General features: G+C 38.3%; 7 protein-coding genes. 6 read left to right on the top strand and 1 reads right to left on the bottom strand.

The annotated features are described in order from the left end of the window. The coding region (locus tag ADJ60_RS03115; protein ID WP_049543399.1) for an LPXTG cell wall anchor domain-containing protein at positions 1 to 3,289 on the top strand (3,289 nt) is incomplete at its 5' end. A 235-nt stretch (positions 3,290 to 3,524) separates the two neighbouring features. Here ADJ60_RS03115 and ADJ60_RS03110 read toward each other — a convergent pair. Continuing rightward, positions 3,525 to 4,073: an NADPH-dependent FMN reductase gene (locus ADJ60_RS03110; RefSeq protein WP_049543397.1), complete on the bottom strand. Its 549-nt coding sequence runs from the start codon at positions 4,071 to 4,073 to the stop codon at positions 3,525 to 3,527. A 418-nt stretch (positions 4,074 to 4,491) separates the two neighbouring features. On the opposite strand from ADJ60_RS03110, the gene ADJ60_RS03105 reads away from it, so the two are divergent. From ADJ60_RS03105 to ADJ60_RS03085, 5 genes are all read left to right on the top strand, one after another. After that, positions 4,492 to 5,688: an MFS transporter gene (locus ADJ60_RS03105; RefSeq protein ID WP_049543395.1), complete on the top strand. Its 1,197-nt coding sequence runs from the start codon at positions 4,492 to 4,494 to the stop codon at positions 5,686 to 5,688. A gap of 186 nt (positions 5,689 to 5,874) precedes the next feature. Further along, complete coding sequence (locus ADJ60_RS03100) at positions 5,875 to 6,363, top strand: DUF5590 domain-containing protein (protein ID WP_049543393.1); 489 nt, start codon at positions 5,875 to 5,877, stop codon at positions 6,361 to 6,363. Further along, positions 6,360 to 7,538, top strand: a complete 1,179-nt coding sequence (locus ADJ60_RS03095; protein ID WP_049543391.1) for a pyridoxal phosphate-dependent aminotransferase — start codon at positions 6,360 to 6,362, stop codon at positions 7,536 to 7,538. The genes ADJ60_RS03100 and ADJ60_RS03095 overlap by 4 nt, the downstream gene beginning before the upstream one ends. A 22-nt stretch (positions 7,539 to 7,560) precedes the next feature. After that, positions 7,561 to 8,904 (top strand): asparagine--tRNA ligase, encoded by a 1,344-nt coding sequence (gene asnS / locus ADJ60_RS03090; protein ID WP_049543389.1) that lies wholly within the window; start codon positions 7,561 to 7,563, stop codon positions 8,902 to 8,904. Between the two features lie 260 nt (positions 8,905 to 9,164). After that, positions 9,165 to 16,583 (top strand): Rib/alpha-like domain-containing protein, encoded by a 7,419-nt coding sequence (locus ADJ60_RS03085; RefSeq protein ID WP_049543387.1) that lies wholly within the window; start codon positions 9,165 to 9,167, stop codon positions 16,581 to 16,583. Positions 16,584 to 16,718: the final 135 nt, after the last annotated feature.

Genomic DNA, 16,718 nt, shown 5'->3' with positions numbered 1-16,718 from the left:
TACAGAAACAGGCGACGTCTTCGTTAAGAATAACGGCAACTGGGAAAAAGAAGGCAACATCAAGGGACCTAAGGGTGACAAAGGTGAACGTGGAGAAGATGGTAAGACTCCAGAAGTAACTGTAACTCCAGGTAAAGATGGTCATAGTACCGACATTACATTCACTGTTCCAGGTAAAGATCCAGTTACAGTAAATGTTAAGAACGGAGAAAATGGTCTGAACGGTAAAACTCCAAAAGTTGATTTGCTTCGTGTCGAAGGACAAAACGGAAATCCATCTCATACAATTGTGACATTCTATACTGATGAAAACAATGATGGTAAGTACACTCCAGGAACTGATGAACTTCTAGGTTCTGAAATGATTAAAGATGGTGCTAAAGGTGCGGACGGACGTGATGGTAAATCATTGCTTACTGTCAAAGATGGTAAAGAAACTAAAGTTTACCAAGAAGATCCAGCACATCCAGGTCAACCATTGAACCCTGAAAAACCTCTTGCAGTTATTAAAGATGGAGTGGACGGTGTCTCTCCAACAGTAACAGCTGTTCGTAAGGATGAAGAAGGTCATAAGGGTGTAGAAATCACGGTGGATAACCATGATGGTTCACAACCAACTACAGTCTTTGTTCAAGATGGTGCTAAGGGAGAAACTGGTGCAACCGGTCAGGATGGACAAACTCCTACAATCACTACTCAACGTGGACAAGATGGCCAAAGCACTGTTGTAACTATCACAACACCAGGTAAAGATCCAGTAACCTTTACAGTGAAAGATGGTAAAAATGGTAGAGATGGACGTACACCAACTATTGACTTAAATGCATTGGTGGAAGCAGTTAGAAGAGGTGCTGGATCAACTTCTAATTCACAACCTTCTGGAACATCAAGAAGTGCAAGAAATAGAAGAGCATTACCAGATGAAGATAGAAGTGCAACTGAGTCATCAGGAACAGTACAACCAACAACTACAGATGCAACAGATTCACAACCAGTAAATGGTACTCGTATTACAGCATACTATGATAATAATGGTAACGGTAAATACGATCCAGGTGTGGATGAATTAATTGGTACAAGTGATATCTTGAATGGTACAAATGGACGTAATGGTACAGATGGAGCTTCTGGTACAGACGGACGTAACGGTGCTGAATTACTAAGTGGAGCTACTGCACCAACTGCTAAGGATGGTAAAGACGGTGATACTTATATCGACGCAAATACAGGTGATGTTTACAAGAAAGAAAATGGTTCTTGGAACAAGATTGGTAATATCCGTGGACCTCAAGGAGTAGCCGGTGAAAAAGGCGACAAAGGTGAAAAAGGTGAAAAAGGTGAAAAAGGTGAAAACGGAGCTAATGGAGCAGACGGTAAATCACCAGTTGTAAATGTAACGGACAATGGAGATGGAACACACTCTATTACTGTTAGAAACCCTGATGGTTCTGAATCAACAACTAAAGTTAAAGATGGTAAAGACGGTAAAACTGCCAATATCACTACAACAGAAAATCCAGATGGAAGCCACACAATTACTGTAACAAATCCAGATGGAACAACTAAAGAAACAGTTGTTAAAAACGGTAAAGACGGTAAGACTCCAAAAGTTGAAGTAACGGATAACGGAGACGGAACTCATACTGTTAAAGTTACGGATGGAGACGGCAATGTTACCAACGCTATCATCAAAGATGGTAAAGATGGTAAAGCTGCAACAGCAACAACTACTGAAAATCCAGATGGAAGCCATACAGTAACAATTACTAACCCAGACGGAACTAAGAATAAGTTTGTTGTTAAGAATGGTCGTGACGGTGTTGACGGACGTACTCCAACCGCATCTGTTCGAGATAATGGAGACGGAAGTCATACAATCGTTATTACAAATCCAGAAGGTGTGACAACTGAAACCACAGTTCGTGATGGTAAATCACCAAAAGTTACTATTACTGATGAACAAAATGGAACTCACAAAATCTCAGTTCTAAATGGTGACGGCACAACTACTGAAACAATCATTAAAGATGGTAAATCACCAGTAGCGACTGTTACTGACAACCATGATGGTACTTACACAATTCGTGTAGAAAACGGTAATGGTACTGTTTCTGAAACCACAGTTCGTGACGGTAAATCACCAACTGCTAAGGTTGTGGATAACGGAGATGGAACTCACACTATCACAGTTGTGAACTCAGACGGTACAACTACAACAACAACAGTTCGTGATGGTAAAGAACCAAAACTTGAAGTGATTGATAACAACAATGGTTCACACACTATTAAAGTGACAGGTGCTGATGGTAAAGAAACTACAACTACAATCTTTGATGGTAAATCACCAAAAGCGAACATCGTTGATAACGGAGACGGAACTCACACATTAACAATCGTAGATTCTGATGGTCGTGAATACAAATCTATTATCAAAGATGGTAAAGACGGCAAAGATGGCGTTTCACCAACTGTAACTGTTAAAAATAATAACGATGGAACTCACGTTGTAACAATCACTAATCCTGATGGAAGTAAGACAGAAATGGTGATTAAAGACGGTAAAGATGGTAAATCACCAAAAGTTTCTGTTGAAGATAATGGTGATGGTAGTCATACAATCACAATCATCAATTCTGATGGAACTGTGACAAAAACAGTTATTAAAGATGGCAAAGATGGTAGAGATGGACGTGATGGTCGAGACGGCAAAGACGGAAAATGTGGATGCCAAGACAAACCAGTAACACCATCAAATGACAAACCAGTTCCTCCAACACGTAATGTGCCAGAAGGACCAACGTTTGCAATGCCAGAACCACCAGTTCATGAATTGCCAGAATTCAACGGTGGTGTGCCAGGAATGCCAGAAGTTCATGAATTGCCAGAATTTAACGGTGGAGTACCAGGTATGCCTGAAGTTACTGAAGTACCAGAATTAGATATGCCAACAGTACCAGCACAACCAACACCAAGTGTACCGGTTAAACCTGTGCCAGCACAACCAACACCAAATGTACCGACACCAGAAGTGCCAGTACAACCAACTCCAGTTGTTCCAACACCAGAAGTACCGGTTAAACCAGTACCAGCGGTTCCAGAACAACCAGTAGTACCAACACCGGCTCAACCAGCAACTCCAGTAAATGCTAACCCAGTAGTATCAACTACAGTTAAAGAAAACCATGGGGACAAATTACCAGAAACTGGAAGCCAATCTGATTATATCTCTGTTCTTCTAGGTAGCGGTATTCTATTGAGCCTATATGTAGGTCGAAGAAAAGAAGATTAATCAGCCAAAAGCAGTCACTAATTTCTCGAAAGAAGATGATAGGTGATAGATTTTGAATGAAAGAATATTCTTAGAATGATTTTCCATGATGGAAAAGACTGCTAAAAACCTTGAGTGGTAACGCTCAAGGTTTTTTTGGATGGCTGATGTTTGTCTGAAAATCTTGATTGAGTCTAAAAATGCCACCCTATTAGGTGGCGATAATTGATTTAGACTTTTAAAAATTCTTTATTTTTTACTGAACTGCTGCGAGCAAGTCTTGAGCTTGTTTTTCAAGTGAGTTTAGGACTGTTTCTTCAAGAATCAATTTTCCGTCTGCCCAGGCAGAGTCATTAACACGTGCAGCAGTGAAATCACCAACGACTTGTGTACGGATAAATGGCAAGAGGTCTTTGTAGATAGCGAAGAGTTGATCGTGACCTGCATTGGCTACAGATGATACTGTGACAAACTTGTCTTGAAGGGCAGAAGCGCCACGTGTATCAGACAAGTCAAGGGCACGAGATAGCCAGTCAAGCAAGTTTTTCACTGTACCAGGGATAGAGAAGTTGTAGACTGGAGAGAAGATCCAGATAGCATCCGCAGCGAGAACCTCTTCACGAGCAGCAGCTACAGCTGGATGAGTTGGAACTTCCAAATCTTGGCTGAAAAGAGGAAGGGCTGAATAATCAAGATAGCTAACTTCTGCTTTACCAGCAAGTGCTTTCTCAGCTTCGAGGGCCATTTGGTGGTTGAAAGAACCTTGACGTAGTGATCCGACGATAAATAATACTTTTTTAGACATAATGTGTCTCCTTTTGCTTAAAATTTCGAGAACCCTCTTGTTGTTATAAAATATATTACAACAAAACAAAAGGACTTGCAAGAGATTTGCTCAGAGTTTATTTGAAAATTATAAAATTGCTGAAACTCTAGTCAGTTGCCACTGGAAAAGTAAGAACTGTTTTTTGGATTTTAGTTTTCTTTGATTTTATAGGAGTATTCCAATATTCTCTTGTAATATAATGACATAAGTGCTAAAATAAACAAGAAAACTAGCAATAGAAACCACAGAACAGCTATTTTCCGGTATCATTTCATAAATCATTAAAGGAACAATAATGGCATTGAAGAATGCTTCTAAAAGGGGTGGAGATCATGTAAGGCAAAGATTAACAAGTGACGGACAAAAGAAATAATAATACACTTGTTAAGGAGAAAAGATGTTAATAAGAAATTATCGGAAAAATATTGGCCTGATGGCCGGAGTTGAGTTTTTTGCATTTCTAGGGATTACCAGTTTTTGGATTCTCTTTCTCAGTCAAAACGGAATGTCTCTTTGGCAGATTGGATTTCTGGAGAGTATTTTTCATACGACCAGTCTTCTCTGTGAAATTCCATCTGGTATGTTAGCTGACCGCTATTCCTATAAGACCAACCTTTATTTAAGTCGTATAGCAGGGATTGTGTCTTCTATTCTCATGTTGGCTGGGCAGGGAAATTTTTGGATTTATGCACTAGCTATGGCGATAAATGCCTTGTCTTATAATTTTGATTCAGGAACAAGCGCAGCAATGGTCTATGACTCGGCTGTAGAGGCTGGACTAAAAGAACGCTATCTATCCATTTCAAGTTTCATGTCAGGAGTAGCAGAAGGAACTCGGTCTTTGGGGACAGTGTTGGCGGGATTTTTTGTCCATGGTCAATTGCACCTGACCTACTATATCATGATTGCCACTTCTATCATAGTTCTTGTCTTGATTTGGATGCTGAAAGAACCTAGTGTCAAGCTAGAAAAAGCTGATAGTGTGACGATGAAACAGATTATTTGGACTGTTAGGGATGAGTTGGAGCGAAATCCCATGCTTTTCAACTGGATGATTTTATCTCAGATTGTCGGAACACTTATGTGCATGTTTTATTTTTACTATCAAAATCAGTTACCGGATTTAAGTAGCTGGCAAATTTCAGCAGTTATGCTACTTGGTAGTCTCCTGAATATCCTTGCAGTCTATCTAGCGAGTAAGATTGGAAAGAAATATGCTGCCTTGAAGATTTTCCCTCTTCTCGTCCTGCTGACTGGAGTCACCTATATGCTGTCCTACTTTAGAACACCTCTAATCTATATTTTGATTTATTTGATTAGTAATGCTCTATATGCTCTTTTTCAGCCGATTTTTGACAATGATTTGCAAGAGCGCCTTCCAAGTGAAGTAAGGGCAACCATGCTGAGTGTCTACTCTATGATGTTTAGCCTAAGTATGATTGTATTCTTCCCACTGACAGGGTGGTTGATTGACCATTTAGGCTTTGTAGTAGCATTTCTTTATCTAGGATTCTTTTTAGTCATGATTAGCCTTCTACTGCCTGTATTTTTAGGAAAAATGGCTAAAAGAATAGATAATAAAATAATACCATAGATTAAAAGAACTTCTAAAAACTTGAGTGCCAAGCTCAGGTTTTTTAATAGGTTGATTTTGGAGCTGTCTTTAATTTTCTTGCTCGGTTTTAGCTAAGAAAAATCTGTTTTGTTTGAAGGAAGAAATAATATAGGTTTGTTCTTGCATTCACTTGTAATAAAGCCCAATAGATGGTAAAATAGACGAGTGAAAAAAAGACAAAACAAAGCAAAAAATAATCTACTGTGGCAGTATGGTCTAGGGATGACGATTTTGTTTGTGGTTATCAGTGCTTCCTTTCTGTATCTGGTTTCTCTCGGCATGAAACCCTATCAAACAGCTAAAAGTGAAGGAGAAAAATTAGCTCAGCAGTATGCAGGATTAGAGCAGGCTGATCAGGTTGACTTATACAATGGCTTGGAATCCTATTATAGCGTTCTTGGTCATAATAAAAAACAAGAAGCACTTGCTGTCCTGATTGGAAAAGATGACCATAAGATTTACGTTTATCAGCTAAATCAAGGTGTTTCACAAGAAAAAGCAGAAGCTGTTTCGAAGGAAAAAGGAGCTGGCGAGATTGACAAGATTACCTTTGGCCGTTATCAAGATAAGCCAATCTGGGAAGTCAAGTCAGGCTCTGATTTTTATCTAGTAGATTTTGAAACAGGAGCATTGGTCAATAAGGAGGGCCTATGAAACTATCCAACCGTGTTTTAGAAATGGAAGAAAGTGTCACTTTAGCTAGTGATGCGAGAGCAAAAAAATTAAAAGCTCAAGGTAAGGATGTCCTTTTCTTGACCTTGGGACAACCAGATTTTCACACTCCTGAAAATATTCAGGATGCAGCAGTTAAAGCTATTCGAGAAGGACAGGCTTCCTTCTATACAGTAGCTTCAGGTCTACCAGAATTAAAAGCTGCAGTGAATACCTACTTCGAGCGTTACTATGGCTATTCTGTCGCAAGTAATGAGGTTACCTTTGCCACAGGTGCCAAGTTCTCCCTCTATACTTTCTTTATGGCTGTAATCAATCCTTTAGATGAGGTTATTATTCCAACTCCATACTGGGTTAGTTATGGAGATCAGGTCAAGATGGCAGAAGGGATTCCAGTCTTTGTTCAAGCTAAAGAAGACAATGATTTTAAAGTCACGGTGGATCAACTAGAACTAGTTAGGACAGATAAGACAAAGGTTTTGGTTCTCAATTCACCATCTAATCCGACTGGTATGATCTATACTCGTGAAGAATTACTAGCTATCGGAAATTGGGCAGTTGAGCATGACATTCTGATTTTAGCAGATGATATTTATGGTCGTTTGGTCTATAACGGGAATGAGTTCGTACCAATCTCTAGTCTATCAGAAGTCATTCGCAAGCAAACCATTGTCATTAACGGTGTATCAAAAGCTTATGCCATGACAGGTTGGCGGGTAGGTTATGCAGTGGGTGATCCAGAAATCATTGCTGCTATGAGCAAATTGACAGGTCAAACAACTTCTAACCTAACTGCTGTTTCACAATATGCAACCATCGAAGCCCTAACTGGACCGCAAGATTCTGTTGATATCATGCGTCAGGCTTTTGAGGAGCGTCTCAATACCATTTATCCGCTATTATGTGAGGTTCCTGGTTTTGAAGTCGTTAAGCCACAAGGAGCCTTCTATCTCTTCCCAAATGTTAAAAAAGCCATGGAGATGAAAGGTTATACAGATGTGACTGACTTTACAACAGCTATTCTTGAGGAAGTTGGTTTGGCACTCATAACAGGAGCTGGCTTTGGAGCGCCAGAAAATGTCCGCCTCAGCTATGCGACAGACCTAGACACGCTTAAAGAAGCAGTTAAACGCTTGAAAGCATTTATGGAAAAATAAAAGAAAAAGAAAAGGAAAAATAATGACAAAACGTGTAACGATTATTGATGTAAAAGACTATGTTGGTCAAGAAGTGACGATTGGTGCTTGGGTTGCCAACAAATCAGGAAAAGGAAAAATCGCTTTTTTGCAATTGCGTGATGGAACAGCCTTCTTCCAAGGTGTAGCCTTTAAACCAAACTTTTTAGAAAAATTTGGTGAAGAAGTGGGACTTGAGAAGTTTGATATCATCAAACGCTTGAGCCAAGAAACTTCTGTCTACGTGACAGGAATTGTCAAAGAAGACGAACGTTCTAAGTTTGGCTATGAGTTGGATATCACAGACATCGAAGTAATCGGTGAATCTCAAGACTACCCAATCACACCAAAAGAACACGGAACAGACTTCTTGATGGACAACCGTCACTTGTGGCTTCGTTCTCGTAAGCAAGTGGCCGTGATGCAAATCCGTAACGCGATCATCTACGCAACGTATGAGTTCTTTGACAAGAACGGTTTCATGAAGTTTGATAGCCCAATTCTTTCAGGAAATGCAGCGGAAGACTCAACTGAACTCTTTGAAACGGACTACTTCGGAACTCCAGCCTACTTGAGCCAATCAGGGCAGCTTTACCTAGAAGCAGGTGCTATAGCCCTTGGTCGTGTCTTTGACTTTGGTCCAGTATTCCGTGCTGAAAAATCAAAAACACGCCGTCACTTGACTGAGTTCTGGATGATGGACGCAGAGTACTCATACTTGACACATAATGAGTCACTTGACTTGCAAGAAGCTTATGTGAAAGCTCTTCTTCAAGGTGTTCTTGACCGTGCGCCTCAAGCCTTGGAAACTTTGGAACGTGATACAGAACTCTTGAAACGCTACATTTCAGAGCCATTCAAACGTATCACTTACGATCAAGCCATTGACCTCTTGCAAGAGCATGAGAATGATGAAGATGCTGACTACGAACATCTTGAGCATGGTGATGACTTTGGTTCACCACATGAAACTTGGATTTCAAACCACTTTGGTGTGCCAACATTTGTCATGAACTATCCAGCAGCCATCAAGGCCTTCTACATGAAACCAGTTCCTGGAAATCCAGAGCGCGTGCTTTGTGCAGACTTGCTTGCTCCAGAAGGCTATGGAGAAATTATCGGTGGTTCTATGCGTGAGGAAGACTACGATGCCCTTGTCGCAAAAATGGATGAACTTGGCATGGATCGTACTGAGTATGAATTCTACCTTGACCTTCGTAAATACGGTACAGTTCCACACGGAGGATTTGGTATCGGTATCGAGCGTATGGTAACCTTCGCAGCAGGAACAAAACACATCCGTGAAGCTATTCCATTCCCACGTATGTTGCATCGTATTAAACCTTAAAAATAAAATAAAAAGTTATTATGAAAAAAAGAAGGAGGATTCCTTCTTTTTTTGAATTTTGGGTACAAAAATAATATATAAAAATACGAACATAAAGCTCTTTTTGATTGACAATATTCTGGGAAATATGATAAAATCGGACTAGCGGATATTGTGTTGAGACTAGTTTAAGACTTCGTTCTTAAGCAGGAAAGGAAGTGAATATTAAACGTTTTAACATTATTCCAGTTTAATAACATATAAATAAAAAAGGAGAAACCATGTATTCAAGAATGGAAAAAAATCACGGACAAAAAGTGCAGCGCTTTTCAATCCGTAAGTATAGTTTTGGTGCAGCATCAGTAGCTGTAGCAGCTTACATGATGTTCGGTGGAGCAGCAACTGTTCAGGCGGATGCTCAAGTTACACCAAAGACGGCATCTGATTCACAAACAGTCCCAGATGCAAGTAATCAAGCAGATTCAACCATGCCTCTAGCTTCGACTGAAACTGCTACACCAACAGCTGAGCAACCATCAACACCAGCGCCTGCAGCAACGCAACCAACAGCACCGACTGAAACACCAAAAGCCGAAGAAGCTCTAGCACCAGCTTCAAAGGTTGACACAAGCAAGTTGGAAGCAGCTATTGCTCGTTTAGAAGCAGCTTTAGAAAAAGCAGCATCAACTGAAAAAACAGCTTCAGCAATTGAGTCTGCAAAAGCAGAATTAGCAAGCGCAAAAGCTGTAGCCGCAAATGAAGCTGCAACAAAAGAAGAGGTGGCAAAAGCTACATCAGCAGTAAACGGTAATGCATTCGTATTAGAAAGTATGCCGAAAGCAAAAGCAGAGAAGAAAGAAGAAAAAGAAAATAAAAACCAAGATTCACGTAATGGAAAAGCGATTCCTGGACAAGGTGAAAGTGGGTTTAGAGATGGATCTGCAGCAGCGACAGGATATAAAAATGATATTAATACTGTAAATACTGAATTAAAAGCTGCAATTGATAAAGTAAAAGTAGAAATTACAAAAGAAGAAGCTTTAGGTGAAGGTAAAACAAACAAAGAAAAACTAGATGTTTTACGTGCTATTGTAGCAAAAGCTGAAGAAGAAAAAACAAAAGCTACGACAGCAGTAGCAAAAGCTGATGCTACAGAACAAGAACTTCAAGCTGCATTAACAGAAGCAAAACAAGAAAAAGATAGATTAAACTACTATCTAACTAATGCAGAAAACTGGGGAGCACCAATTAACAATAATAGAGCTGGTTATGGTAATAACCCAGCAAACGGTGTTTTTGAAAGCATGAGTAACGGATTTGGTGAAGTTGATTTCTCTGGTCCTAAAGTAGAATCAAAAAGTAAAACTATTGAAGATCAAGTAAATAATCTTCAAAGTGAAAAACATTACGGTAAAGTAACTTACAATTGGAAGACTAAAAAAATCACTGCAGCAGAAGCTGAAGCAGGTGCATTAAACGGTTGGAAAATTGGTGGAACAAAAGACTATGTAAATGCTGTTAAGCCAGAAGCACCAACAGATTATACTGTTGCTGGTGATCGAACAGAAGCGCCAAAACCAGCGAAAGCTTATGATGACAATGGTAAACATGATGCTTCAACTGCTACTCAAAACCAACCAAATGCAGATGGTAAGTTCTTAGGTGGTGCGATTACTCTAGATGGAATGAAAAATGACGATAGAGGAAATGTTAAAGATAGAGATTACTATCTTGAATTAGGAAGTAAAGGTGTTACTTTATCTAAAGAATATGATGTAAACCCTAATTCTGAATTATTCTTCAATATGGTTTACAATGGAGCATATGGTAAAGCTGCACTTTCAAGTCAAGGTGAAGAATTAAGTGTAGAAATTACAGATGCTTACACAGGTAAGAAAATTGCTTCTATTCCAATGAGAGATGGAAGCACTCCAACGGAAGCTACAGGAAGACCAGCAGGATCAAATGAAGGAACACCTTCTGATAGTTGGAATAATATTGCAAGAATTTATCATGTTCCAGAAGGAACAAGTAAAGTTAAAGTTACCATCAAAGCAAAAGATGATGGTGATTTTAAAGGTGTTCAAGATGGATTCATTATCGGTGGTGTAGGAATTGCTACTGGTCCTGGTATGCAATTAACTACAAATGTTACTAGTGAAGGTAAGAGTGGAGAGTACGGATTTACAAAAGATAAATTATATAAACGTTCTCAAGAAGGTAAATTAAACCTTGAATTGAAAAACGTTGGTGGTGTTGAAAATACATTCCCTTACGGTGGTACATTTAACATTAAAGTACAAATTCCAAAAGGTGTTAAATTAGGTACAGTTGATACTACAAATTACAAAAAATTAGATCTATCTAAAGCAAATGGTGAATCTATTTGGACTGATCAAGGATACTTAACAAATGTTCGTTATGATGAAGCGACTAATACATTAAGTATGGATGTGAATGCAGTTCAATATGGTAAGAACAACCTAAAAGCCGCAGGGGAAACATCAAGAAAATTCTCAATTCCATTTACGACTGAAGATGATTATGTAGGAGATGCTACATTTAAAGTTACAGGAACAGGTGGAATGGGTACTCAAGATGCTCAAGGAAATAGAATTTACCCATGGTTATGGACTGGAGATAAAGGACCTTACGCTTATGATGGAAACTACAAAGCTAATGGATTAAGATGGTCAGATGATCCAGATTACTACTATAATAGAACAATCTATATTGATGCTCGTAAACCTAAATCAGCTACAGTTGAAGAAGTCCACACAGATAGTATTGTAGGAGATTCTGATGCGAAAAATCAAGATAAATACTTATTAGTAAATACAGGTGATGCACCAGGTTCATTAACTCCGTCAGATGACGAAATTAAAGCTAATCTTAAAAAAGTAGCTGATAATAATGGAGTTACTTTATCAGATGAAGAAATAGCTAAAAGAATTGCTGAAATTAAAAAAGCATTACAAATTGAAAATGAAATTGGTAAGAAAATCGAAATCACATTACCAAATAATGATGTTTTAGAATTAGAGAAAAAAGATGATGGTTGGTATCAAGGAGATACTAAAGTAGAAACAACGCCTGAAGGTAAATTAAAAGTAAGTCTTAAAGATGTTAGTCTTCATACACATGAAGGTAATGATAAGATTGCTGTAACTTCAGTTTCACCAGTAGGAAATGTTTCTGAGCCAAGTTATGCAAACATTGTCAACGAAGCTCCAACAGTAGCAGTTGAGAAAAAAGATTTATACGTTTATAAAACTAAAGAAGCTGATAAATGGAACAATGAGAAGGTTCTAGAAAAAGCGAAACCATCAGCAACTGACTTAGAAGATGATCGTGACGGAGTTGATTCTACTAAACCATCAATTGCAGTAAGTGATGCAGGTAACCTAGATACAACTAAAGTTGGTGATTACACTGTAAAAGTTCAATCAACGGATAGTGAAGGTAAGAAATCTACAGAAGCAGAAGTAACTGTTCACGTATTAGACTTAATTACAGTAGACCCAACAGTAACAACTGATCCAACAAATCCAAGTACAACAGCTCCAGTATCTCCAAAAACAGCAGATACACCTGTAAAAGATGGAGATGAAAATCTTGGTAAATATCCAGCAGGATTGACACGTAATGACTTAGTTAAAGAAGTAACACGTACAATTAAGTATCTAAAAGAAGAAGATGCTGATAAGGCTGATGCAACTCCTTTATATGCTGAAAAAGTACAAAAAGTAACATACAAACGTACAGCAACTGTAAACCCACAAACAGGAGATGTAACTTACTCTGATTGGCAAGTTTACAATGAAGCTGATAAATTAACAGATGCTACAGCTGATGGAACAAAAGGTAAATTCAATGCTGTTGATTCACCAGTAGTAGCAAACTACTTATTAGTAAATGCTACAGATAAAACAGTAGCTGCAGAAGTTGCACCAGTTCCTGGAGAAAATGGTACAGTAGATCCTGTAGTTAAAAAAGTTCTTTATAAAGAAATTGGTTCATTTACACCTGAGTATCCAGCTGGTAAGAAACCACAAGATGCACCAGATACAATTAAATATCCTAACAATCCAAATGATCCAACAAAACCTGGTGATTTCAGTAAGGTAGTTATTCCTTATGTAGATGGATATGTTCCAACATATAATGGAGTAGAATTAACACCAGTTGATCCTGCAGATCCATCTAAAGGATACAAAGTTCCAGACAACTTTGACCCAACTGATAAATTCGGTAAAACTCCAATTCAATATGCACCTGGAATTCAAAAAGCTACAGTTAAATTTGTTTCTGTAGATAAAGATGGTAAAGAAACACCATTAGATGAGAAATTCAATATTAATGATCTTTCAGGTAAAGCAGGAACAAAAATTCCAGAAGACAAAATTCAAGCTCGTCTTGATGTGTTAAAATCAATGGGTTATGAAGTGAATGATAATCCGTTTGCTAAACCTGACGCTGAAAAACCAACATTTGATACAACTGCAGATACTGATACTGAAATCAGTCAAAACTTTGTTGTTAAATTAACTCCAAAAGTTTCAACACCAACTCCTGTTTATGTCGTAGAAGGTGATAAGCCAACAACAGACAAACTTAAAGATGCGGTTACTACAAAAGGAAATGATAAAACTGTAGATGAATCTAAGATTCCTGAAACAAAAGGAAAAGTTGGAGATGATACATTAACTGTACCAGTAACAGTAACATACGGTTCAGGTGATAATAAACGTGAAGAAACAGTAAATGTACCAGTGAAAGTTGTTAAAGGATATCCACAATTAGTAGCAGTAAGTGAGGATAAGAAACAACCTTCTCCAGAAGATAATATTGATACTTCAGACTATCCAGATGACGCAACATATGAATACAAAGAAGAAGTAGATACAACAGCACCTGGAGATAAGAAAGTAACAGTAGTTGTTAAACAAGGGGATAAAGTACTAGTAGAAGTACCAGCAACAGTACGTGTAGTAGATAGCAAACCACAATTTGTTGTTGCAGATCCTAAGAAACCACAACCGGATGTTAAAGCAAGCATTACTCCAGATGAATATCCAACAGGAACTGAATTTGAATATAAAGAACCAGTTGATACAACAACAGCAGGTGAAAAAGAAGTAACAGTTGTAGCTAAATTAGATGGAAAAACAATTGTAGAAGTACCAGCTAAAGTAATGGTAGTAGATCCTAAGACACAATATGTGTTTGAAGACCCTGCAAAATCACAACCATCAGCTGATGAAAGTATCGATCCTGACCAATATCCAGAAGGAACTAAATTTACTTATAAAGATGGTGAAGTAGATACAACAACACCAGGAGATAAGAAAGTAACAGTAGTAGCTAAAGATGGCGAAGACAAACTTGTAGAAGTACCTGCAGTAGTTAAAGTATTACCATTAGTGAAACCTGAAGGATTAACAGTTCTTAAAGGAAGCGAAAACTTAGAAGCTGCAGTTAAAGCTAAAGCTGAAGAAGTAGTAGCTGCATTACCAAAAGATAAACTTCCTGAAGGTGTAACTGTAAAAGTTAAAGAAGTGAAAGCAGGAACTACACCAACAACAGCTGAAGTAACTGAAACAGGAAAACCAAAACCTGCGACAGTTGTTGTTGAATATACTGATGATAAAGGAAACGTTATTGGAACAAAAGAAGTAGAAGTACCAGTAACAGTAGTAGGATCAACTCCAAAATCAGTAGTAGTATTCGAAGGTGATAAACCAACTAAAGCTAAAGATGCCGTAACACCAGGACAAGGTGGAACAGTTGGAGAACCAACAACATTACCAGAAACAGCTGGAAAAGCAGGAGCTACAGATGTAACAGTAGAAGTACCAGTAACTTATGACAATGGAAAAGTAACTGAAAAAGTAAAAGTACCAGTTACAGTATTACCAGTAGCAAAAGCGGACGTAACAGTAACTAAAGGAACAACTCCAGAAAAACTGAAAGAATTAGCAAAAGCTAAAGCTGATGAAGCAATTAAAGCAAAAGACTTTACAGATAAATTACCAAAAGATGCGAAAGTAACTGTAGGTGATGTAACAAAAGCTATTGAAGACAAAGTAACAGCTAAAAAAGGAACTGGAGTAACAACAGTAGAAGTACCAGTAACATACACAGTTGATGGAAAAGACTATACAACTACAATTCCAGTAACAGTCAATGTTAAAGGTTCAGATGTTAAACCAGTCTACGTTGTAGAAGGTGACCAACCAAAAGCTGATGATGTAAACAAAGCAATCACTCCTGATACAGATGGAACTAAAACACCTGTCACTGATGAAGATATCAACAAAGCTATCCCAACAACAGAAGGTAAAGTTGGAGCTAATGATGTTAAAGTAACAGCGAAAGTTACTTATAAAGATGGTGGAGAAGAAGTTGTAACAGTACCAGTAACAGTATTGCCAAAAGTTTCTCCAAAAGGTGTCGTCGTACCGAAAGATACTGATAAAGGTACACTTGAAAAAGCTGTTGCTGATAAAGTAAAAGAATCAGCTGAAAATACCAAAGGTTTACCAGAAGGTGTAACAGTAACGGTTAAAGAAACTCCATTAACAACTCCAGGAACAGAAACAGCGGGTGAAAAAGACTCTGTAACTGTAACAGTTGAGTATAAAGATAAAGATGGAAACATTATTGCTACTAAAGAAGTTAAAGTACCAGTAATCGTAACACCAAAAGTAACTCCGGTGGTAGTGGAAGTTGGAACTCCAGTCACAGCAGAAGATGTTAAGAAACATGTTGACCTACCAAAAGATTGGGAAATTACAAATGTTGGAGAAATTCCAGCGACAACAACACCAGGTGAAAAACCAACGGTGCCAGTAGAAGTGAAATTACCAAATGGAAAAACAATTACAGTACAAGTGCCAGTAATTGTAACACCAAAAGTAACTCCAGTAGTAGTAGAAGTAGGAACTCCAGTCACAGCAGAAGATGTTAAAAAACATGTTGACTTACCAGAAGGATGGGAAATCACAAAAGTTGGAGAAATTCCAGCGACAACAACACCAGGTGAAAAACCAACGGTGCCAGTAGAAGTGAAATTACCAAATGGAAAAACAGTTACAGTAAAAGTACCAGTAATCGTAACACCAAAAGTAACTCCAATCGAAGTAGAAGTAGGAACACCTATTACTAAAGATGATGTTAAGAAACATATCGAACTTCCTAAAGAAGAAGGATGGGAAATCATCGAAGAGAACTGGGTAATTCCAACAACAGAAACAGCTGGGAAAAAACCAGGAGTTAAGGTTAAGGTGAAATTACCAACAGGAGAAATAGTTGAGTTAGAAGTACCAGTAACAGTAACTCCAAAACGTGGTTCTGAGTCACAACCAAACAATGGTGGTGGGAATGGTGGTAACAACTACAGACCAACTCCTACTCCACAAAATGTTCCGTCAAGACCAACTGCTCCTGATCAACCTGTAACTCCTACGGAACCAGGACAGCCAGCAACACCAAATCAAACTCAACCAGTGGCACCAGCTCAAGCAGATGCAACAGTAGCAACTGATACAACTGCTAAACCAGCAACACCTAAATATGTTGAAGGTCAAAAAGAATTGCCTAACACTGGTACAGAAGATCATGCTAGCCTAGCAGCACTTGGACTTCTTGGAGTATTGAGTGGATTTGGTCTTGTGGCACGCAAGAAAAAAGAAGACTAAAAACTTATAGTTTTTGAGAAGATGATTCGTCATCTTCTTTTTTTATTTCGGTGTTTTTACTTGCGTAAAAAAAAGTTTTTTAGTATAATAGTTTATTGTGAGCGAACCTCACTTACCCCTTGCAAAGTCTTGGGG

The organism is Streptococcus pseudopneumoniae, from assembly GCF_001076775.1.
Taxonomy (GTDB): Bacteria; Bacillota; Bacilli; order Lactobacillales; family Streptococcaceae; genus Streptococcus; species Streptococcus pseudopneumoniae_G.
Note: the sequence above shows the minus strand (reverse complement) of the source record. Positions and strands in the feature narration are given on the sequence as shown.